The organism is Anaeromyxobacter dehalogenans 2CP-C (assembly GCF_000013385.1).
GTDB classification, from domain to species: domain Bacteria; phylum Myxococcota; class Myxococcia; order Myxococcales; family Anaeromyxobacteraceae; genus Anaeromyxobacter; species Anaeromyxobacter dehalogenans_B.
Genome location: NC_007760.1, coordinates 244,881 through 265,824, shown reverse-complemented (window position 1 = coordinate 265,824; position 20,944 = coordinate 244,881). Strand labels below are relative to the sequence as shown.

At 74.8% G+C, this 20,944-nt stretch carries 16 protein-coding genes; 4 read left to right on the top strand and 12 right to left on the bottom strand.

Annotated elements, in window-relative coordinates; translation table 11 throughout:
* Positions 1–46: 46 nt before the first annotated feature.
* The 4 genes from rlmH to ADEH_RS01195 all read right to left on the bottom strand — a co-directional run bounded on the left by rlmH (position 47) and on the right by ADEH_RS01195 (position 3,594).
* A complete protein-coding gene (gene rlmH, locus ADEH_RS01210; protein WP_011419293.1) occupies positions 47–508 on the bottom strand; it encodes a 23S rRNA (pseudouridine(1915)-N(3))-methyltransferase RlmH in 462 nt (153 codons plus the stop codon).
* Positions 505–1,608, bottom strand: coding sequence for a glycosyltransferase family protein (locus ADEH_RS01205; RefSeq protein WP_011419292.1), 1,104 nt, complete (start codon positions 1,606–1,608; stop codon positions 505–507). The genes rlmH and ADEH_RS01205 overlap by 4 nt, the downstream gene beginning before the upstream one ends.
* Before the next feature lie 142 nt (positions 1,609–1,750).
* Positions 1,751–2,989 carry an anti-sigma factor family protein gene (locus tag ADEH_RS01200; protein WP_011419291.1) on the bottom strand — a complete coding sequence of 413 codons (1,239 nt, stop codon included), beginning with the start codon at positions 2,987–2,989 and terminating at the stop codon, positions 1,751–1,753.
* Positions 2,986–3,594: an RNA polymerase sigma factor gene (locus tag ADEH_RS01195; protein WP_011419290.1), complete on the bottom strand. Its 609-nt coding sequence runs from the start codon at positions 3,592–3,594 to the stop codon at positions 2,986–2,988. Before ADEH_RS01195 ends, ADEH_RS01200 begins: the two co-directional genes overlap by 4 nt.
* 176 nt (positions 3,595–3,770) lie before the next feature.
* On the opposite strand from ADEH_RS01195, the gene ADEH_RS01190 reads away from it, so the two are divergent.
* Positions 3,771–5,195: a phytoene desaturase family protein gene (locus ADEH_RS01190; RefSeq protein ID WP_011419289.1), complete on the top strand. Its 1,425-nt coding sequence runs from the start codon at positions 3,771–3,773 to the stop codon at positions 5,193–5,195.
* Positions 5,196–5,370: 175 nt separating this feature from the next.
* On the opposite strand, the gene ADEH_RS01185 is transcribed toward ADEH_RS01190, so the two are convergent.
* Complete coding sequence (locus ADEH_RS01185; RefSeq protein ID WP_011419288.1) at positions 5,371–5,976, bottom strand: TetR/AcrR family transcriptional regulator; 606 nt, start codon at positions 5,974–5,976, stop codon at positions 5,371–5,373.
* Between the two features lie 192 nt (positions 5,977–6,168).
* On the opposite strand from ADEH_RS01185, the gene ADEH_RS01180 reads away from it, so the two are divergent.
* Positions 6,169–6,684 carry a DsrE family protein gene (locus tag ADEH_RS01180; protein WP_011419287.1) on the top strand — a complete coding sequence of 172 codons (516 nt, stop codon included), beginning with the start codon at positions 6,169–6,171 and terminating at the stop codon, positions 6,682–6,684.
* 24 nt (positions 6,685–6,708) lie between these two features.
* On the opposite strand, the gene ADEH_RS01175 is transcribed toward ADEH_RS01180, so the two are convergent.
* Positions 6,709–9,873 carry an efflux RND transporter permease subunit gene (locus ADEH_RS01175; protein ID WP_011419286.1) on the bottom strand — a complete coding sequence of 1,055 codons (3,165 nt, stop codon included), beginning with the start codon at positions 9,871–9,873 and terminating at the stop codon, positions 6,709–6,711.
* A gap of 18 nt (positions 9,874–9,891) precedes the next feature.
* Entirely contained in the window at positions 9,892–11,034 is a 1,143-nt protein-coding gene (locus tag ADEH_RS01170; protein ID WP_011419285.1) for an efflux RND transporter periplasmic adaptor subunit, read from the bottom strand.
* Positions 11,035–11,278: 244 nt separating this feature from the next.
* On the opposite strand from ADEH_RS01170, the gene ADEH_RS01165 reads away from it, so the two are divergent.
* On the top strand, positions 11,279–12,448 hold the full coding sequence (locus ADEH_RS01165; RefSeq protein WP_011419284.1) for an endonuclease/exonuclease/phosphatase family protein: 1,170 nt from the start codon (positions 11,279–11,281) through the stop codon (positions 12,446–12,448).
* Here the strand turns inward: ADEH_RS01165 and ADEH_RS01160 are convergent, their stop codons facing one another.
* The 3 genes from ADEH_RS01160 to ADEH_RS01150 form a co-directional block, all read right to left on the bottom strand.
* A complete protein-coding gene (locus tag ADEH_RS01160) occupies positions 12,449–13,384 on the bottom strand; it encodes a hypothetical protein (RefSeq protein ID WP_232287402.1) in 936 nt (311 codons plus the stop codon).
* A gap of 68 nt (positions 13,385–13,452) precedes the next feature.
* The gene (locus ADEH_RS01155; RefSeq protein WP_041453250.1) at positions 13,453–14,337 is read right to left on the bottom strand and encodes a WecB/TagA/CpsF family glycosyltransferase; all 885 of its coding nucleotides are present in this window, start codon (positions 14,335–14,337) and stop codon (positions 13,453–13,455) included.
* Positions 14,338–14,518: 181 nt separating this feature from the next.
* Positions 14,519–15,493 (bottom strand): NAD-dependent epimerase, encoded by a 975-nt coding sequence (locus tag ADEH_RS01150; RefSeq protein ID WP_011419281.1) that lies wholly within the window; start codon positions 15,491–15,493, stop codon positions 14,519–14,521.
* 149 nt (positions 15,494–15,642) lie between these two features.
* Here ADEH_RS01150 and ADEH_RS01145 point away from each other — a divergent pair, with 149 nt between their 5' ends.
* Entirely contained in the window at positions 15,643–16,539 is an 897-nt protein-coding gene (locus ADEH_RS01145; protein WP_011419280.1) for a transposase, read from the top strand.
* Positions 16,540–16,567: 28 nt separating this feature from the next.
* On the opposite strand, the gene ADEH_RS01140 is transcribed toward ADEH_RS01145, so the two are convergent.
* The gene (locus tag ADEH_RS01140; protein ID WP_011419279.1) at positions 16,568–16,984 is read right to left on the bottom strand and encodes a bacteriohemerythrin; all 417 of its coding nucleotides are present in this window, start codon (positions 16,982–16,984) and stop codon (positions 16,568–16,570) included.
* Positions 16,985–17,152: 168 nt separating this feature from the next.
* The gene (nifJ, locus tag ADEH_RS01135) at positions 17,153–20,755 is read right to left on the bottom strand and encodes a pyruvate:ferredoxin (flavodoxin) oxidoreductase (protein ID WP_011419278.1); all 3,603 of its coding nucleotides are present in this window, start codon (positions 20,753–20,755) and stop codon (positions 17,153–17,155) included.
* Between the last annotated feature and the right edge of the window lie 189 nt (positions 20,756–20,944).

The following is a 20,944-nucleotide window of genomic DNA, read 5'->3' as shown; positions in this document are numbered from 1 at the left end:
TGACCCATGGGTCCCGGACCGGCGGACGCGGCGCAGCGCCGCGGATTCACTTGTGGTAGGGCTCGCCGCGGAGGATGGTCATGGCGCGGTAGAGCTGCTCGACGAGCACGAGCCGCGCCAGCCGGTGCGCCAGCGTGAAGCGCGACACCGCGAGGCGCTCTTCGGCCCGCGCCAGCACCTCCGGCGCGAGCCCGTCCGACCCGCCGATGAGGAGCGCCACGTCCTGGCCGCGCTCCATCCAGCGGCGCACGCGCTCGGCGAACGCCACGCTGGTGAGCTCGTCGCCGCGCTCGTCGAGCACCACCACCCGCTCGCGCGGCCCGAGCTTCGCGAGGAGCGCCGCGCCCTCCTCGCCCTTCGCCCCCGGGGTGCCGGCGAGCTTGCGCGCCTCCGGCACCTCCACCAGCTCGAAGCGCAGGTAGCGGCCGAGCCGCTTCGCGTACTCGTCCACGGCCGGCGCGTACAGGCCCGAGCGATCCCGGCCCACCGCCACCACCCGGATCTTCACGCCCGCGGCTCCGCCGGCTCGCCGCCGTCGAGCGCGCGCGCCAGCACGTCGTCGAGCTTCGCGAGCAGCTCGCGGTTCCCGTCCTGGCGGTAGCGCGAGAGGCCGCGCTCGAGGTCGGGCAGCCGCGCCAGGAAGTCCCCGAGCACCCGCGCGTCGAGGTCGTCGGCGGTGGCGCCGTAGCCGAGCGCCTGGAGGTACCGCGCGTTCAGCACCTGCTCGAACTGCCGCTTCACCGGGATGGCCAGCATGGGCTTGTGGAGATACACCGCCTCGGTCATCAGCGTGAAGGAGCCGCCCGAGATCACCGCGCGCGCGGTGCGCAGGTCCTCCACGAAGCGGGCCTCTGAGAACGGGCGGTGGACGAGGTTGCCCTCGCGCGCGTCCGCGGTGAGGTCGCGGCGCAGGCCGTACACGCGGCACTCCACGCCGGCGCCGCGCAGGACGTCGGGGAGCGCCTCGTTGGAGGTCGAGGTCTGGTAGACGAGCAGGTGCGCGCCGGGCTCGGCGCGCGCCGAGAGGATCTCCGGGCGCAGCACCGGCGGGTGGAGGCTGGTGCGCGGCTTCGCCACCGGCGCCTGGAAGAACGTGGCGATGAGGTAGTGGAAGCAGCCGGGGAGCTTCGCCTTCACCACGCCCTTCGCCACCAGGTACTCGGCCTCGTGCCCGGCCAGGATCTCCGGCGGGTGATCGCAGCGGTTCACCGCCTGGTTGTTGTCCACCGAGACGCAGGGCAGGCCGTGCGTGCGCGCGTACAGGTAGCTCCAGGTCTCGAAGTCGGAGACGACCACCTCCGGCCGGAAGGACTCGGTGAGGTCGAAGTAGGCCTTCACGTTCCGTGGCCAGCCGCCCGCCACCGCGCCGCCCACGTTCTTCAGCACGGTGCGGAAGTTCCGGACCTCGTTGTCCTCGTAGACGATGGAGAGGCCCCAGATCCGGTTCACGCCCAGGTGATCCCGCTCGCGGGCCTTCAGGTAGTCGTGCGCGCGGCCGGACACCACCACCTGCACGTCGTGCGTGCGGGCGAGGTGGTCGATGACCACCCGCGAGCGGACCGCGTGCCCCATCCCCTCCCCCGCCACGCCGTAGAGGATGCGCGCCATGCGAGCAGTGTAGCCCCTCCCCGCGGCGGCCGCCGTCCGGCGCGGTGGCGCGGCGCGGCGCCGGGGCGGGGTCCACGCGAAGGGCGAGGCCGGGGCGCGCAGGGCGAGGTGCGGGCGCGGGCGCCGGTCCCGGGTCGAGGACTCAGGGTCCGCAGCGCGGCGGCGCGTCGGCGCGCGCGTCCGCGGCGCGGGCGGGCTGGAGCGCGGCCGCGGGGATCGCGCCGGCGGGCGCGGGCGGCCGGACCTCGCGCCAGGGGCCGCCCGCCTCGCGGTAGCGCGCCAGCGCCAGCGCGCCGTCCTCGCCGTAGTAGAGCTCGGCCTCGAAGGCGCGACCCGCGAGCCGGCCGTGGCGGGCGTACCGCACCACGCGGCCCTGCGCGTCGGTCTCCACCTTGCGCCAGGCCTCGCCGTCACAGTCGGTGAACGCCACCACCTCGCCGCGCAGCGCGCCCGCCTGCCGGAGCGCGCGCCACCGCGCCTGCGCGTCCGGGCCGGCCGGCGCGGGGCTCGCGGCGGCGTCGCGGGACTGCGCGCGGACGGCGGGCGCCGCCCGGCGGGCGCCCGAGGCTGCGTCGCCGTCCTCGGGCGCGGCCTCGAGCGTCGCGGCCGGCGCCGGGCCGGCGGCGGGCGGCCCGGCGTCGCCGGCGTCGGCACGGAGCGCGCGCGGGGCCGGCGCGGGCGCCGGGGCGGCGGGTGCGACGAAGGCGCGCGGCGCGGCGGGCGCGGGCGCGATGGAGGTCCGCGGCGCGGCGGCCACGTCCGCCTCCGGCGCGGCGGCAGGGGCGGCGGACGGCGCGGACTTCGCGGCGGCGCCCGGGCGCGGAGCCTCGCGCCGGCGCTCCGGCGCGGGCGGGGCGGCGGGGCGGGCCCGCTCGGCGCGGACCTCGTCCGGCCCGCCGGCGGGCGACGAGGCGGTGGCCGGGACGTCCGGCGCGGCGGCCTCGGGCCCGGCCTGCGCGGCGGGAGCCGGGGCGCGGCCGAGCAGGGCCTCGGGGTCGTCGCGGAGCGCGGGGCCGGGGTGGAGCGCGAGCAGCCGGTACGAGACCGCCCCCACCGCGAGGAGCGCCGCCGCGGAGAGCGCGGCGCCCCAGGTCCACGTCCACGTCGGCAGTCGCCGGCGCCTCGCCCGCGCCCCGGCGGCCTCGCGCGCCGCCGCGAGGAGCACCGCCTCGCCGCGCTCGGGCGCCGGCGCGTCCTCCAGGCCCGACATGAGCGCGCGGGTCCCGCGGATGCGCGCGAGCTCGGCGCGGCAGGTCTCGCACGCCTCCAGGTGCCGCTCCAGCGCGCGCGCCTCGCCGCCCGGAAGCTCGCCGTAGGCGTGCTCCAGGATCGCGTCGTGCAGCCGCGCCCCGAGGCGCTCGTGGAAGCGTTCGTCGCTCATGGTGCCGCGCTCCGGGTCGAGGCGGGGGCGCCCGCGGGCGAGTCCGGCTCCACGCCCATCGCGGCGAGCCGCTCGCGCAGCGCCTCGAGCGCGTAGCGCATCCGGCTCTTCACGGTCGGCTCCGGCGCGCCGGTGACCTCGGCGATCTCCGGGAACCGGAGCCCGGCGTGCTCGCGCAGCAGGAACACCTCGCGCTGCTCGTCCGGCAGCGCGGCGAGCGCCGCCTCGAGGAGCGGACGGACGAGCGCCGCGTCGGCCGCGCGGTCCGGCGCCGGACCGTCCGCGGCGAGGGCCGAGGCGGCGGGGTCGGCCTCGAGCGAGCTGGCGCGGCGGAACGCCATGCGCCGCGACTCGTCCACCGCCAGGTTGCGGGCCATCGCGTACAGCCAGGTGCGGAAGCGCGCGCGCGGCTCCCAGGCGCCGGAGGCCTTCACCACGCGCAGGAACGCCTCCTGGCACAGGTCCTCGGCCCGGCCGCGGTCGCGGGTCAGGCGCAGCAGGAAGGAGAAGATCGGCGTCCGGTGGCGGCGCACGAGGGCCTCGAACGCCCGGGCGTCGCCGTCCCGGAACCGGAGCATCAGCCGTTCGTCGCTCTCGTCCGGCACGCGCGTCGCCTGGGCCTCGCCGGGGGAACGCGCGAGGCGGGAAAAGGATCTCGGGCGCCGGAGTGTAGTCGAAACGGGCCGCTCCCGGCGGGGGACCCGGCGTGCGGCGCCGCGCCGCCGTCCGGTGCGGCGCCGGGTGCGCTGCGCCGGCGGGGCGGGGCCGCTAGGAGGGGGCGGTGCGCACGCCGGACGCGGTGGTGGTCGGCTCGGGGCCGAACGGCCTCTCGGCCGCGGTGGCGCTGGCGCGCGCCGGCCTGCGGGTGCTCGTGCGCGAGGCCGCGGCGACCGCCGGGGGCGGCGCGCGGACGTTGCCGCTCACCCTCCCCGGCTTCCTGCACGACCACTGCTCGGCCGTCCACCCGCTCGCCGTCGCCTCACCGTTCCTCCGCACCCTGCCGCTCGCGGCGCACGGGCTGCGCTGGATCTCGGCGCCCGCCGCCGTCGCGCACCCGTTCGACGACGGCACCGCCGCGCTGCTCGGCCCCGGGTTCGAGGCCACCGACGCGACGCTCGGCGCGGACGCCCGCGCCTGGCGGGCCCTGTTCGCGCCGCTCGCGCGGGAGCTCCCGGCGCTCCTCGAGGAGGTGCTCGGGCCGGTGCTGCACCGCCCGCGGCGGCCGCTGCTCCTCGCGCGCTTCGGCGTGCCCGCGCTGCTCCCGGCCGCGCGCCTCGCCCGGGCCCGCTTCCGCGGACCGCGCGCGCGGGCGCTCCTCGCCGGCCTCGCCGCGCACGCGAACCGGCCGCTCGAGGCCGCCGCCAGCGCCGCGTTCGCGCTGGTGCTCGGCGCGGCCGGGCACGGCGTGGGCTGGCCGTTCCCGGAGGGCGGCGCCGGCGCGATCGCGGCCGCGCTCGCGGCGGAGCTCCGGGCGCACGGGGGCGAGCTCGTGACCTCGGCCGAGGTGCGCCGGCTCGAGGAGCTCCCGCCGGCGCGCGCGGTGCTGCTCGACCTCACGCCGAGGCAGGTGCTGCGCGTCGCCGGCGCCCGGCTCCCGGCGCGCTACGCCCGGCGCCTCGCCGCGTTCCGCTACGGCCCCGGCGCGTTCAAGCTCGACTGGGCGCTCGCCGGCCCCATCCCGTGGCGGGCGCCGGAGTGCGCCGGCGCCGGGACGGTGCACCTCGGCGGCGAGCTGGAGGAGATCGCCGCCTCGGAGGCGGCGGTGGAGCGGGGCGAGGTGCCGGCGCGGCCGTACGTGCTCCTCGCGCAGCCCACGCGCTTCGACCCGTCGCGCGCGCCGCCCGGGCGCCACGTGGCGTGGGCGTACTGCCACGCGCCGCGCGGGTTCGAGGGCGACCTCACCGCCGCGGTGGAGGCGCAGGTGGAGCGCTTCGCGCCCGGGTTCCGCGAGCTCGTGCTGGCCCGCGCCGTGCGCGGCCCCGCGGCGCTGGAGCAGGACGACGCGAACCTGGTCGGCGGCGACGTGGGCGCCGGGGAGGCGTCGCTCGCCCAGCTCGTCGCCCGGCCCGTGCTGTCCGCCCACCCGTGGTCCACCCCCGTGCCCGGGCTCTACCTCTGCTCCGCGTCCACCCCACCCGGCGGCGGCGTCCACGGCATGTGCGGCTGGCACGCCGCCCGCGCCGCCCTGCGCCACCTCGTCCTCTGATCCCGACCCAGAGTAATTTGGAACGCCGGCGGCCGTTCGATCGGCGGACCCGGGGCCGTCCGCCGGACCCGTGAGATCGCGAGCTTCCGCGAGAAGGTCCGCGACCTGGACGATCTCGCACCCCCCGCGATCAACGACTCTGGGTCGGGAAACGAACGAGCGAGCGGGGAGGGGCTCACGCCCGCGCGCGGCGCAGCCGGCGCGGCGCGCGCGCGGGCACGGCGCCCCGGAGCCCCTCCCGGAGCACGAGTCGGGCGGCCTGCTGCGCGTCGTCCACGAACCCGGGTTGGCCGGTGACCTGCGCGAGCACCGTGCAGCCCTCCAGGAGCACCTTCAGCGCCCGGGCCAGCCCGCGCGCGTCGGCGGCGCCCGCCTCGGCGGCGAGCCGCTCGATGTACTCGAGCGCGAGCCGCTTGTGCTCGGCCGCCGCGACGTGGACCGGGTCGTCGTGCGCGGCGAACTCGGCCGTGACGTTGATGAACGGGCAGCCGTAGAAGTCCTTCCCGCGAACCCAGTCGCGCACCACGTCGAAGAGCGCGTCGAGCCGGCCCGCCGGCGTGTCCGACGCCCGCTCCACCGCGGCCATGAACGCGTTGCGGAACCGCTCGTCCATCCGGCGCAGCGCTGCGAGCACCAGCTCGTCCTTCGAGCGGAAGTGCCGGTAGAGGGTCATCTTGGCCACGCCTGCCTCGGCGAGGACCGTGTCGATCCCCACGGCGTGGCAGCCGTACCGGTAGAACAGCGCTGCGGCGGTCTCGACCAGCTTCTCGCGCGGGGACATGGCTCGCTCCGGGCCGGGGGCGCGCGCAGTATACCCATCTGTCGCGCGGTTTCACCCGCCCAGGCGGGCCAGTCGCACGGATCCAGGCTGGACGCGGTAGACAGATCTGTCTATACAGCGACCCAACCGGTCCGCCCTCCCCCGCCGCGGTGGCGCGCGGGACCGCGGGCCCACCCCCGAGGATCCACACCGATGACCGCGCACCGCCCCCTCCCCCTCCTCGCCCTCGCCGCGCTGCTGGCGCTCGCCGCCGGGGCGCCGCTCACCGCGCGCGCCTCCGCCGCGCCGGGAAACGCCGACGCGCTCCGCGGCGTCACCAGCGGAAAGGGCCTGTTCCTCGTCGATCTCGCCGACGGGCCGAAGCTCGCCATGTACCTGAAGCTCATCGCAGGCTCGCACGACGGGCTGCGGGCGCAGGGCGTGGCGCCGGACTTCAAGGTCGTCTTCATCGGCCCGTCGGTCCGGTTCCTCGCCGGCGTGGCGCCGGCGCCGGGCCGTGCCGCGGATCGCGCCGCAGCCGCCGAGATCGCCGGCGCGGTGAGGGAGCTGAAGCGCCGCGGTGCGGCGCTGGAGGTCTGCGCGATCGCGACCAAGGTGTTCGAGGTGGAGGACGCGCGCCTCCTCCCCGAGCTCACCGTGGTGGCGGACGGCTTCGTCTCGCTCATCGGCTACCAGGCGCAGGGCTACCACCTGGTGCCGATCTACTGAGCGTGACCCCGCGGGCGGCCGCGGCTAGGGCTCCTCCCGCCGCTGCGCCGCCTCGCGGGCGTGCCGCTCGCCGCCGCGCGAGAACGCCCGGCGGAACAGGCGGCCCAGCCGGGTCCGCCAGCCGTCCATGATCTCGTACACGGTCGGGATCACGAGCAGCGTGAGCAGCGTGGAGGTGATGACGCCGCCGATCACGGCGCGACCGAGGGGCGCGCGGAAGTCGCCGCCCTCGCCGAGCCCGGAGGCGACCGGGATCATGCCGGCGATCACCGCCACGCTCGTCATCATGATCGGCCGGAGGCGGATCCCGCCGGCCTCGACGAGCGCGTCGCGGATCGACAGCCCGCGCTCCTCCCGCGCCCACTTCGCGAAGTCGATGAGCAGGATGGCGTTCTTCGCCACGATCCCGAACAGCAGGATGACGCCGATGAGGCTCATCAGGTTGATGGTGTCGCCGGTGACGAGCAGCGCCAGCACCACGCCGATGAGCGACAGCGGCAGCGACAGCAGGATCGCGAGCGGGTCGAGGAACGACCCGAACTGCAGCACGAGCACGAGGTACATGAGCATCACGGCGAGCAGCAGCGCGACGCCGATGCGCGTGAACACCTCGGCCTGGTCCGCCGACTCGCCGCCCTGCCGGAGCGTGTAGCCCGGCGGCAGCTTCAGCTCCGAGGCGAGCCTCCGCTCGATGTCGTTCACCACCTCGGAGAGGGAGCGGCCGGCCACGTTCCCCTGCACGCTCACCACGCGCTGCCGGTCGAGGTGCGAGATCTGCGCGGGGCCGAGCCCCTCGGTGATGCGCGCCACCTGGCCGACGGGCAGGATCCGCGGCGCGCCCTCGCGGCTCGGCAGGACGAGCGGCAGCTGGCGCAGGTCGGACGCGCGCTCGCGCGCCTCGGGCGCGAGCCGCACCATCACCTTGCGCGTCTCGCCGGTCGGGTCCACCCAGTCGCCGGAGTCGAGCCCGGCGAACGCGATCCGGAGCGACTGCGCCACCTGGCCCACCGTGACGCCGAGCCGGCCGGCGAGGCCGCGGTCCACCTCGACCGCCAGCTCCGGCTTCTGCCCGCGGGTGGAGAGCCCCACGTCCACGGCCCCCGGCACGCCGGCGGCGACGGCCTTCACCTTCTCGGCGAGCTCGGTGAGCACCCGCGAGTCGGGGCCGCGCAGCTCGAGCTGGATCGACTTGAACGCGCCGCCGAAGCCGCTCGTGAAGACCGAGATCTCCGCGCCGGCCACCCGCGACAGCTCGCGCCGCAGCACCGCGCCGAGCGCGTCCTGCGAGACGTCGCGCTCGCGCTTGGGCGTGAGCCGCGCGTAGATGAGCGCCTGGTCCACGCCGGGCGCCTGGAGCGGGATGGGCGTGCCGATCGAGGCGTAGGTGTACGCGACCTCGGGGTGGCTGCGGAGGATGCGATCGGTCTCCTCCACCTTGCGCCGCGTGTACTCGATGGACGAGCCGGGCGGCGTCTGCACGATGAGGCTCACCTCGCTGCGATCCGACACCGGCACGAAGCCGGCGCCGCCGAACGCGCCCTGCAGCGCGAACGAGCCGACCAGCGAGAGCGTGGCGAAGGCCACCACGAGCCAGCGGTGGTCGAGCGCCCAGGCGACCACGCGGCGGTACCCGGCGGCCTGGCGGTCGAACCAGCGGTTGAAGGCGCCCAGCGCGCGCCCCACCGGCCCGCGCCGCTCGCCCTTCTCCACCTGCGGATCCGGCCAGTACGCCGACATCATGGGGTCGAGCGAGAAGGACACGAACAGCGACACCAGCACCGCCGCGGCGATGGTGAGCGCGAACGGCTTGAACCACTGGCCGGCCACCCCGTACATGAACGCGACCGGCACGAACACCGCCACGATGGAGAAGGTGGTGGCGGTGACCGCCAGGCCGATCTCGTCGGTCCCCTTGTGCGAGGCGGTGGTGTGGTCCTCGCCGAGCTCGATGTGCCGGACGATGTTCTCGCGGACCACGATGGCGTCGTCGATGAGGATGCCGATCGCGAGCGAGAGGCCCAGGAGCGACATGGTGTTGAGCGTGAAGCCGAACGCCCAGACGCTCACGAACGCCGCCAGCACCGAGACCGGCAGCGCGAGCCCGGTGATGACGGTGGACCGCCACGAGTTGAGGAACAGGAACACCACCAGCACGGTGAGGAGCGCGCCCTCGATGAGCGTCCGCTGCACGTCGTCCACCGACTGGCGCACGCGCGTGCCGGAGTCCTGGACGACGGCGAGCTTCGCCCCCTCCATCCGCGGCTCGAGCGCCCGCGCCCGCTCCTTCACCGCGTCGGCGACGGCGGTGGTGGAGTAGCCCTTCGTCTTCAGGACCTCCAGGCCCACCGCCTCGCCCGAGTTGAAGAGCGCGAGCGTGCGCGCCTCCTCGGCGCCGTCGAGCACCTTCGCCACCTGGCCCAGGCGGACCACCTGGCCGCCGCGGCTCGCGACCGCCACCTGCTCGAACTCCTCGGGCGTGGCGAGGCGGCCGGAGAGGCGGATGCTCTGCTCGCCGAGCGGCGTGTTGACGCGCCCCACCGGCGCGGCCAGGTTCTGCGCCTGCAGCGCGCCCACCACCTCGGCGGCCGAGACGCTGGCGGCCGCCATCGCCTCCGGGTCGAGCTGGACGGTGAGCTCGCGCTTCTGCCCGCCCACCAGCCGCACGTCGGCGACGCCCTGCACCGAGCGCAGGTCGCGCGAGACCACCTCGTCGGCGAGCCGCGTCAGCGCCGGCACCGGCAGCGTCTTCGAGGTGAGCGTGAGCGTGACGATCGGCTCCTGCGACGGATCGAACCGGACCAGCACCGGCTCCTCCATCTCGGTGGGCAGGTCCTGGCGCTTCGAGCTGATGGCGTCGCGGATGTCCTGCGTCGCCTCCATCAGGTTCTTCTCGAAGTCGAAGAACACGATGAACTGGGCGAGGCCGTCGGTGGCGGAGGCGGTGGTCTGCTTCCCGTCGATGCCGCTGATCGAGAAGATCGCGTCCTCGATGGGATCGATCACCTCGCGCTCGACCGTCTCGGGCGAGGCGCCGGGGTAGACGATGGTGACCGCCACCACCGGCGGCTGGACGTCCGGGAACTCGTCGGTCTTGAGCGTGACGAGCGCCAGCAGCCCGAAGATCACGAGCGCCAGCATCACCGTGATGGTGACGATGGGCCGCTTGATGGCGAAGTCGGAGATGAACATGCGGGGGCCCCGGGGCGGCTAGTTCGACTGCTGCGCGCGCGGATCCTCGACCACGCGCACCGGGGTGCCGTCGGCGAGCGCACCGCGCGCCGAGCCGAGCACGAGCACGTCGCCCTGCTTCACGCCGGAGCGGAAGCCCACCGCACCGGCCACGTCGTCGCGGAGCGCGATCTCGACCGCCACCTTCTGCACCTTCCCGTCCTGCACCTTCATGACCGTGGGCGGGGTGGAGGTCGCGTCCACCGCCGTCGCCGGCGCGGCCAGGGCCTCGCTCGCCTGGCTCGCCACCCGCCCCTGCGCGTAGAGGCCGGCCAGGAGCCGGCCGTCGGCGTTCGGCACGTCCACGTAGACGCGCACCTGGCCGGTGCTGGGATCGACCGCGGGGTTCACGCGCTCGATGTGCCCGTCGAAGCGGCGGCCGCCGAAGCCGGTCACCGCGAAGTCCACCGGCGCGCCGGGCGCGAGCGCGCCCACGCTCGCCGCCGGCACCGAGCCCTCGAACTGGAGGCGGGAGGGGTCGATCACCGTGTACAGCGCGGCGCCGGAGGACACCACGTCGCCCGACGAGACGTTCCGCTCCGAGACGACGCCGGCGAAGGGCGCGCGCACCGCCGTCTTGCCGGCCTGCTGCTCCGCCGCGGCGAGCCGGGCCTTCGCGTCCTCCACCTGCGCGCGCGCCGCCTCGAGCTGCGCCTCGGCGCGCTCGGCGTCCTGCTCGGCCATGGCGCCCTCGCGGGCCAGGGTGTGGGCGCGCCGCGCGCTCGACTCCGCCACGCGGAGCGCGTTCTGCGCCGAGGTCACCGCGGAGCGCGCCGCCCGCACCGCGTCCTGGAGCGCCGAGGCGTCGATCCGCGCGAGGAGCTGCCCTGCCTTCACCCGCTCGCCCGCCTCGACGCGGACCTCGGCGACCGCGCCGCCCACCTCGGCGCGCAGCGTGGCCGTGCGGCGGGCGTGCAGGGTGCCGGCCACCTCCGGGCCCGACTGGAGCCGGCGGGACGACACCACCGCGACGTTCTCCGGCGCGAGCGCGACCGGCGGCTGCTCCTGCGCGGCCTCGGCGGTGCTGCCGCCGCCCCGCTTGCAGCCGGGGAGGGCTACGGCCGCGGCGAGCGCCAGCCCGAGCAGCCTGCATCCGCGTCGAGGTCCGGTGGCTCTCGGCATCGCGTTTCCCTTCCGACGACCTGCCGGGCGAACTGGGCCCGGAACGAGTTACGCTGCGGCCCTCGCAGGCGCTGGGCCCTGCTTGGGCTACCGCGCCGGGGCGGGCCGGGGGCCGGCGCTACACCCGCGACGGCACTCCGTCCGGGGCGGCCCGCTCGGCGCGTCGGGCGAGCGCACCGGGGGTGCTACCCTCCCACCTGCGTCCACACGCCTTGCCCCAGCCGCTCCCACGCCGGAGGTGACCATGTCCCGCACGCGCCTGGCCGTCCTCGCGCTCGCCCTGTCCCCGCTGGCCCTCGGCGCCTGCAGCAACGGCGACGCTCCCTCCGCCCCGGCCTCCGACGCCGTCCGTGCGCCCAGCGCGTCCGGTTCACCCAGCGCGCGGGGCGCCGGCATGGATCCCCATTCCATGGCAGGAGGCAAGAAGATCCTCGGCGTGACCACCCGGAACCTGTACCTCGGGGCGGACCTGGGGCCGGTCATGGCCGCCGCCACGCCCGAGGCGTTCGTCGCCGCGACCACCGCGGTCTGGGCCACCGTGCGGGCGAACGACTTCCACCTGCGCGCCGAGGCGATCGCCGACGAGCTCGCCGCCACCCGGCCCGGCCTCGTCGGCCTCCAGGAGGCGTACCTGTGGCGCGTGCAGGACCCGGGCGACTTCCTCGCGGGCGGCACGACGCCCGCCACCACCGTGGCGTACGACTACGTGCAGGACCTCCTCGACGCGCTCGCCGCGCGCGACCTCCGCTACGTGGTCGCGGCCGAGGTGACGCTGTTCGACTTCGAGGCGCCGGTGGCGACGGGGCAGGACGTCCGCATGACCGACCGCGGCGTGATCCTGGCGCGGAGCGATCTCACCACCGCGCTGCCCGGCGGCGGCGTGTACGCCACGCTCCTGCCGGTCAACGTGCTCGGGAACGCCGTGCAGGTGAAGCGGGGCTGGGTGTCGGTGGACGCGAAGTACCGTGGCGAGTGGCTGCGCTTCGTCTCGACGCACCTCGAGGCGTACCACGCGGGCGTGCGCACCGCGCAGGCGGCGGAGCTCGCCGCCGCCCTCGCCGCCGAGACGCGGCCGGTGGTGCTGGTCGGCGACCTCAACTCGGAGCCCGGCACGGAGGGTGAAGCGGTGCTGGCCGGCGCAGGGTTCCGCGACGTGTGGGCGGCCGTGAACGGCGACGCCGCCGGGCTCACCTGCTGCTTCCCCGAGGACCTGCGGACCGGCCCCGGCGACCCCGGGTTCGCCGACCTGTCCACGCGCATCGACTACGTGCTCGTGCGCGGGCCGGCGCAGCCGTGGAGCGCCGAGGTGGTGGGCGAGACCGCCGCGGAGCGGGTGGGCGGGCTGTGGCCGAGCGACCACGCCGGCGTCGCGGCCGAGGTCCGCGTCACCGACGGGCGGCACGCAGAGGAGTGATCACCGCGGTCCGGGCTGCCGCCTCGGACGCGGGCCCGCGGCGAGGCGCGGGTCGGCCGGCGCGGCCGTTCGGTCGCGCCGCATGGGCGCGTCGAGGAACAGGACCACGCCGAGCCGCACGTCGAGCGGCGGCGCGTCCGCGCTGAGCCCGCGATCGACGGAGGCGCGCAGCAGCACCCGCTGGCCGGCCGGCACGTCGGCGGTGAGGCCCAGCACCATCGGGCGGTCGTCGCCGCGCCAGCCGGCGTAGCCGCGCCACTCTGCCGAGATCGCGACGCCGCTCGCGAACCCGGCGCGCAGGGTCGCCCCGTAGTCGAGCGCGTCGTCCTGGCGGCCGTCCGCGACCTGCCAGGCGAGGAAGCCGACCTTCGCGAGCGCGCGCAGGCGGACCGGACCCGCCGCGGCGAGGTCCTTGCCGCCGAGCAGGTCGAAGACGTAGCCCGGCGCGTTGGTGAAGCGGCGCGCGCCGCGATCCTTGCCCGAGGTGGACTTCACCACCAGGCGCAGCCCCAGCGCCGGGCGCCACCCCCGCTCGTCGAGCACCAGGAACCGCGCGCCGGCGCGGAGGTCGCCCGGGGACGCGCCCGAGCGCACGCGCGCGCCGAGCCGCGCCTCCGTCGCGGCCGAGGTCCGGAACAGCTCGAACGGGGTGCCGTCCAGCTCCAGCGCGGCCACCTCGCGGAACGGCACGGTGAGCCGCACGTACGGGGTCCCCGCGACGTCCTCCGAGCCGAGCCCTGCGAGCTGGGCGGTGGCGGACAGCTCCAGCTCGGTCCGGTCCCCGATCACCGGGTCCACGTTGCGGAGCGCGGGGAGCGCGTTGTAGCCCATCCGCCCCGGGACCAGGAGCGGGCCCGCGGCGGCCGCCCCCGCGGCGGCGCACATCACCACCGCGGTGAACCCTGCGAGCACGCGCGCGATCGCCGGCCAGATCACGGTTGAACTTGCGGCCGCATGCGACCGGCGCGAAGGCCCCGGGCCCGCTGGCCCGGCGGTCGGAGCCGTCAGCCCGCCGACCCCACCCGCACCCCCGACCCAGAGTCGTTCGCGTCTCCCGCCGTCCTCGCCAGCACCGAGCCGAACCCGGAGTCGTTGGGTGCACCGATCCGGGGCCTGCCGGCGGGCAAACGACTCTGGGTCGGGCGGGAGGTTGCGGGTTCGGAGGTCGCCAGACCCGGGCGGTACGTCAGGGTCCGCCAGAGGAAGAGCGGCACCCCGATCGCGTAGCGGCGGAAGAGCCGGCGGGGCTCGAGCGCCAGCCGGAACAGCCACTCCAGGCGCATGGCGCGCACCGCGCGGGGAGCCCGCGCGACGCTCCCGCTCATGAAGTCGAACAGCGCCCCGACCCCGATCGCGACCCGCGCACGAAGCGCCGGCGCGTTCGCCGCCATCCACGCCTCCTGCCGCGGGTTACCGAGCCCGACGAGCAGCAGGTCGGGCCGGGCCGCGTCGATGGCCCGGCGCGCCTCGTCGCCGGTGGTCTCGTGGCCGTCCAGGACGCCCACCACCGTCACCGGCGCGTAGTCGCGCTCGATCCGGCGCGCCGCCTCCTCCGCGCGCCCGGGGCGCGCCCCGTACAGGAACACGCGCAGCGGCAGCCCGCGCCGGGCGCACTCCCCCAGCAGGCGAGGGACGAGGTCGGTGCCCGCGAAGTTGTACGGAAACGGCGCGCCGGTGCGGAGCCGCGCGTACACGTCCAGTCCGACGCCGTCGTTCAGCACCAGGGTCGCCGCGCGGATCGACGCGCGCGCCGCGGGGCTCGCGGACGCCACGTTGAGCGTGTGCGCGTTCGCCAGGACGAGGGTGCCGCACCGGACCGGCGCCGGAGCGTCGAGCCGGCGGAGGAACCACTCGAGGAGGTCGGGCCACTCCAGGCGCGCGACCTTCACGCCCAGGCAATCGACGGCGGGATACGACGGGTCTCGACCGGAGGAAGGGCGGACGGCGGGCACGGGCGGCGGCACCCCCGGCACGCTGGCCTGCCTGCCGGCGCGGCGCGACCCTGCGTTCGGGTCCGGCGTCCGCGAGGGTGGGGGCGCGGCAGGCCGCGGACGGGCCCGCGCCGGCGGCTCACCCGCGGTGGTACGTCCGGTACCAGGCCACGAAGCGGCGCACGCCCTCCTCGATCGAGGTGGCGGGCCGGAACCCGACGTCCCGCTCGAGCTCCGAGACGTCGGCAAATGTGGCCGGGACGTCGCCGGGCTGCATGGGGAGGAGCTCGCGCACCGCCTTCTTCCCGAGCGCCTCCTCCATCACCTCGATGAAGCGGAGCAGCTCGACCGGCTGGCTGTTGCCGATGTTGTAGAGGCGGTGCGGTGGCACCACGCCGGCCGCGGGCGGCCGGTCGAGGACGCGGATGACGCCCTCGACGATGTCGTCCACGTAGGTGAAGTCGCGCCGCATCTGCCCGTGGTTGAAGACCTTGATCGGCTGGCCCTCGAGGATGGCCCGGGCGAACAGCATGGGCGCCATGTCCGGGCGCCCCCAGGGGCCGTACACGGTGAAGAAGCGCAGCCCGGTGGCGGGGATCGCGAACAGGTGACTGTACGTGTACGCCATCAGCTCGTTCGCCTTCTTGGTGGCGGCGTACAGGCTGACGGGGTGATCGACGTTGTCGGTCACCGCGAACGGCACCTTGGAGTTGCCGCCGTAGACGGAGCTCGAGGACGCGTAGACCAGGTGGCGGACCGGGTGGTGGCGACAGCCCTCGAGCACGTCGAGGAAGCCGGTCACGTTCGCGTCCACGTAGGCGTGCGGGTTCTCGAGCGAGTAGCGCACGCCGGGCTGGGCGGCGAGGTGCACCACCGCGCCGAACCGGGCGCGCTCGAACAGGCGGGCGGTCGCGTCGCGATCGGCGAGGTCGAGCCGCTCGAACGTGAACCCCGGCCGGCCCGTCAGCTGCGCGAGGCGCGCCTCCTTCAGGCGGACGTCGTAGTACGGCACCATCGAGTCGATGCCGAGCACCTCGTCGCCGCGCTCGAGCAGCGCCTTCGCGAGGTGGAATCCGATGAAGCCGGCGGCGCCGGTGACGAGGGTCGGGGGCATGAACGCTTCCTCTCGCAGTTCCGGACCCAGAGTAGTGCATTTCGGACCAGCGGTCCGACCCGCGGACCCCCGCGCGCCGCCCGCGCGAGCTTTCGCCCCGAGATCACGGGGCCGGGCGCGCGGCACGCCGCCTGCCTTGTCCGCGGCCCATGACCGCTCCGCGCCAGGTCCTCCCGGGCGTCACCTACCTCGTGACGCGCCGCTGCTTCCAGCGGATGTTCCTGCTCCGCCCCTCGCCCGAGACGAACGCGATCTTCCTGTACGTGCTCGCGGTCGCGGCGCGGCGGTACGGCATCCTGGTGCACGCGTTCTGCGTGATGTCGAACCACTTCCACCTGGTCGTCACCGACGTGGACGCGCGCATTCCCGAGTTCGAGCAGTACCTGAACGCGCTCGTCGCCCGCGCGGTGAACGCCTCGCTCGGCCGCTGGGAGTCGTTCTGGGCGCCGGGCAGCTACAGCGCCGTGGTGCTCTCGTCCCCGCAAGACGTGCTCGAGAAGGCCGCCTACGTCCTCACGAACCCGGTGAAGGCCGGGCTGGTCGCGTCCGCGCAGGCGTGGCCCGGGCTCTGGTCGGCGCCGGCGTCGATCGGTGCGGGCGCGCTGCGGGCCGCGCGACCGGAACCGTTCTTCCGCCGGAACGGTCCGATGCCCGACGAGGCGCAGCTCGCGCTCGTGCCGCCGCCGGGGTTCGACTCGGCGGAGGCGTTCCGCGCGCAGCTCGTGGACGCGATCGCGGCCCGCGAGCGCGCGATCGGGGATGCGCACGCGCTCGGCGGGAACGGGTTCCTGGGTGCGCGGCGGGTGCTCGCGCAGCGCCCGACGGGCCGCCCCACGGTGCCGGCGCCGATGCGCGGCCTCCGCCCGCGGGTGGCGGCGCGGGATCCCTGGAAGCGGATCGAGGCGCTCGGACGGCTGGCCGGGTTCCTGCGTGACTACCGGGAGGCTTGGCGGGCCCGCCGTGCCGGGCGCGCCGACGCCGTCTTCCCGGCCGGCACGTACCTGCTGCGCGTCGCGCACGGTGTCCCCTGCGCCGGCGTCGGCTGAGCGCTGCCGTCGCCCCCGGCGCGCACGGTCAGGCGCGAGCGGCGGGGGCGGCGAGCAGGAACCGGCCGAAGGCGCGGTCGGAGCGGCTGATGTGCTCGAAGAGCCAGGTGGCGACGCGGGCGTTCACGCGGACGACGAGGAGCGCGTTCATGCCGTCGCGCTCGAGCTCCTCGCGAAGGGCCGCGAGGTCCGCGGCGAAGCCCGCGTGCTCCGCTCGCTGCGCCGCCAGGCCCGGGTAGCGGTGCGCCTGCATCAGCGCCTCCTCGGCGCCGAAGTGCTCGACGACGTACGCGTCGAGGAACGCGAGCATCCGGCGCGTCTCCTCGGCGCTCCGGCGTTCCTGGACGGATTCGAGCAGCGCATCGACGCGTCGGAAGAGCTCCTCGTGCTGCGCGTCGATCTCCTCGATGCCGAGCGCGAGCGTCGGGTCCCAGGTGATGGCCATGCGTTGCGACCCCCAATGCGTGCGGGCGCGGAGCATGCCAGCTCGGGCGACGCCATCGGGTGCGGCAGGATGCCGCGTATGCCGCCCGGAACGACGCGGCCCGGCCCGCACGTGGCGGACCGGGCCGTCTTCACCTCTGCTCCGGACGCAATGACTCTGGGTCGGGGGTCAGGCGCGGGGCTTGCCGGTTCCGCTGGCGGCGCCGGGGACCAGGTTCGCGGGGTTCATGGCCTTCGCGAGCTGCTCGTACAGCGCGTACTTCTCCCGGACGTCCTTCTGCGCCTGCTCCAGCATCCTCGCAAAGGCCTGCGGGTTCGCCTGCTCCACCTGCCGGAACCGCGTCTCGCCCTCGGTGAACCGCGCCAGCTCGATCTTCGGCGCGGCGCTGTCCAGCTTCAGCGGGCTGTCGCCGGCGGCGACACGGCGCGGGTCGTACCGGAACAGCGGCCAGTACCCGGACTCGACCGCCTTCTCCTGCTGCCCGATCGCCTCGCTCATCTCGTACCCGTGCGCGATGCAGTGCGCGTACGCCACGATCACCGACGTCCCCGTGTAGCTGTCCGCCTCCTTGAACGCGGCGATGGTCTGCGCGTCCTTCGCGCCCATCGCCACCCGCGCGACGTACGGGTGCCCGTAGCTCATGGCCAGCATGGCGAGGTCCTTCTTGGGAAGGTTCTTGCCGGCCACCGCGAACTTCGCCGCCGCGCCCATCGGCGTCGCCTTCGACGCCTGGCCGCCGGTGTTCGAGTACACCTCGGTGTCGAGCACCAGGATGTTCACGTCGCGCCCCTGCGCGATCACGTGGTCCAGGCCGCCGTACCCGATGTCGTACGCCCACCCGTCGCCGCCGACGATCCAGACGCTCTTGCGCACCAGGTAGTCCGCGATGCGGAGCAGCCAGCGCGCCTCGAGCCCGTCCATCATCTGCAGCTTCGCCTTCAGCTCCGCCACCCGGGCCCGCTGCTTCTCGATCCCGGTCTCGTCCGACTGGTCGGCCTTCAGCAGCTCGTCCACCAGCGCGTCGCCCAGCTTCGGCCCGAGCACCGCGAGCAGCTCGCGCGCCTGCTCGGCCTGCTTGTCGATCGAGAGCCGCATCCCGTAGCCGAACTCGGCGTTGTCCTCGAACAGCGAGTTCGCCCAGGCCGGCCCGCGCCCCTCGCAGTTCTGCGTGTACGGGGTGGTCGGGAGGTTGCCGCCGAAGATCGACGAGCACCCGGTGGCGTTCGCGATCACGGCGCGGTCGCCGTAGAGCTGGGTGAGGAGCTTCAGGTACGGGGTCTCGCCGCAGCCGGTGCAGGCGCCGGAGAACTCGAACAGCGGCTCGAGGAACTGCGTCCCCTTCACGTCCAGCTTCACCTTCTTGCGGTCGGCGTCGGGGATGGAGAGGAAGAACTCGAAGTTCGCCCGCTCCTTCTCCTTCAGCGGCATGGCGTCGGCCATGTTGATGGCCTTCTTGCCCTTCTCCGTCTTCGACTCCGCCGGGCAGATCTCGACGCAGAGCGTGCAGCCGGTGCAGTCGTCGGGCGCCACCTGGAGCGAGTACTTCGCCCCCTTCACGTCGGCGCTCTTGTAGTCCATCGCGAGGAAGCCCTGCGGCGCGCCGCCGAGCACCTCGGGGCCGTAGAACTTCGGCCGGATGGCCGCGTGCGGGCAGATGAGCGCGCACTTGTTGCACTGGATGCAGAGGCTCGGCTCCCACACCGGGATCTCGAGCGCGATCGACCGCTTCTCCCACTTCGACGTGCCGGTGGGCCAGGTGCCGTCCACCGGGAACGCCGACACCGGGAGCTGGTCGCCCTTGCCCGCGAGCATGAGCGCGGTGACGCGCTTCACGAAGTCGGGCGCGGCCTCGGACACCGCCGGCGGCCGCGGCGCGCCGGTGGCGGCGCGGCCCTCGACCTTCACCTGGTACAGGTGCGCGAGCGTGTGGTCCACCGCGGCGAAGTTCTTCTGCACCACCTCGGCGCCCTTGCGCGCGTAGGTCTTCTCGATGGTCTTCTTGATGTGGCCGATGGCCTCGTCGCGCGAGAGGACGCCGGAGATCGCGAAGAAGCACGTCTGCATGATGGTGTTGATGCGCACCCCCATGCCCGTCTCGCGCGCGACCTTGTACGCGTCGATGACGTAGAGCTTCAGCCCCTTAGAGAGGATCTGCTCCTGCACCTCGCGCGGCAGGTGGCCCCACACCTCGTCCGGCCCGTAGGGCGAGTTGAGGAGCAGCGTCGCGCCGGGCACCGCCATCTCGGCCATGTCGTACTTCTCGAGGAAGCCGAACTGGTGGCACGCCACGAAGTTCGCCTTCTCGATGAGGTAGGCGGAGTGGATGGGGCGAGGCCCGAAGCGCAGGTGGCTGATGGTCACCGACCCGGACTTCTTCGAGTCGTAGACGAAGTAGCCCTGCGCGAAGTTCGGCGTGTCCTCGCCGATGATCTTGATGGAGTTCTTGTTCGCGCCGACGGTGCCGTCCGCGCCCAGGCCGAAGAACAGCGCCCGGACCACGTCCTTGCCCTCGGTGTCGAAGGTCGGGTCGGTCTTGAGCGACAGGTGGGTGACGTCGTCGTTGATGCCCACCGTGAAGTGGCGCATCGGGCGCGCCTTCGACAGCTCGTCGAGCGCCGCCTTCACCTGGCCGGGCGTGAACTCCTTCGAGGAGAGGCCGTAGCGCCCGCCGATGACCGTGATCTGGTGGTGGAAGCGGTCGATGTGCGCCTGCTCGGCCTCGCGCAGCGCGGTGACCACGTCCTGGTAGAGCGGCTCGCCGAGCGCGCCCGGCTCCTTCGTCCGGTCGAGCACGGCCAGCGCGTGCACGGTGCGCGGCAGCGCGGTCATGAACGCGCCCAGGTCGAAGGGCCGGTACAGCCGGACCTTCAGCAGGCCCACCTTCTCGCCGCGCGCGATGAGGTGCTCGACCGTCTCCTGCGCGGTCTCGCAGGCCGAGCCCATCGCGACCACCACGCGCTCCGCCTCGGGGTGGCCGAAGTACTCGAACAGCTTGTACTTGCGGCCGGTGAGCTTGCCGAAGTGGTCCATCGCCGCCTGCACGTGCCCGGCGGCGTCGAGGTAGTACGGGTTGCAGGCCTCGCGCGCCTGGAAGAACGCGTCGGGGTTCTGCGCGCTGCCGCGGAGCGTGGGCCGGTCCGGGGTGAGGGCGCGGGCGCGGTGCGCCGCCACCAGCTCCTCCGGGATCATGGCGCGCAGGTCGTCGTCGGTGAGCTCCTCGATCTTGGCGACCTCGTGCGAGGTGCGGAACCCGTCGAAGAAGTGCAGGAACGGCACGCGCGAGAGCAGGGTGGCGCGGTGCGCGATGGCCGCCATGTCGTGGGCCTCCTGCACCGAGGCCGACGAGAGCAGCCCGAAGCCGGTCTGGCGCACCGCCATGACGTCGGAGTGGTCGCCGAAGATCGACAGCGCGTGGGTCGCGACCGCGCGCGCGCTCACGTGCATGCAGAACGCGGTCAGCTCGCCCGCGATCTTGTACATGTTCGGGATCATGAGCAGCAGGCCCTGCGACGCCGTGAAGGTCGTCGTGAGCGAGCCCGCCTGCAGCGCGCCGTGGACCGCGCCCGCGGCGCCGCCCTCCGACTGCATCTCCGCCACGCTGGGCACCGTCCCCCAGACGTTCTTGCGGCCCTTCGCAGACCACTCGTCCGCCCACTCCCCCATGTTCGAGGACGGGGTGATCGGGTAGATGGCGATGACCTCGCTGACCCGGTGGGCCACGGAGGCGGCGGCCTCGTTGCCGTCCATCGTCACCATTCGCCTGCTCGCCATTTTGCGTCCTCCGGTGAGGGCGCCACGACCGCCACGGGCCGCAGCGCAAAGCTTGCGGGATTGACGAGAATCAAGGGGGAACGTGCAACTCCCGATCCTTCCTAGCAGGGCCGCGGCGCAACCGGATCGGGCCGCGAAGTGTAGCAGATCGGACCTCTGCCCTGACAACCCGCCGCAGCACGATCCGCT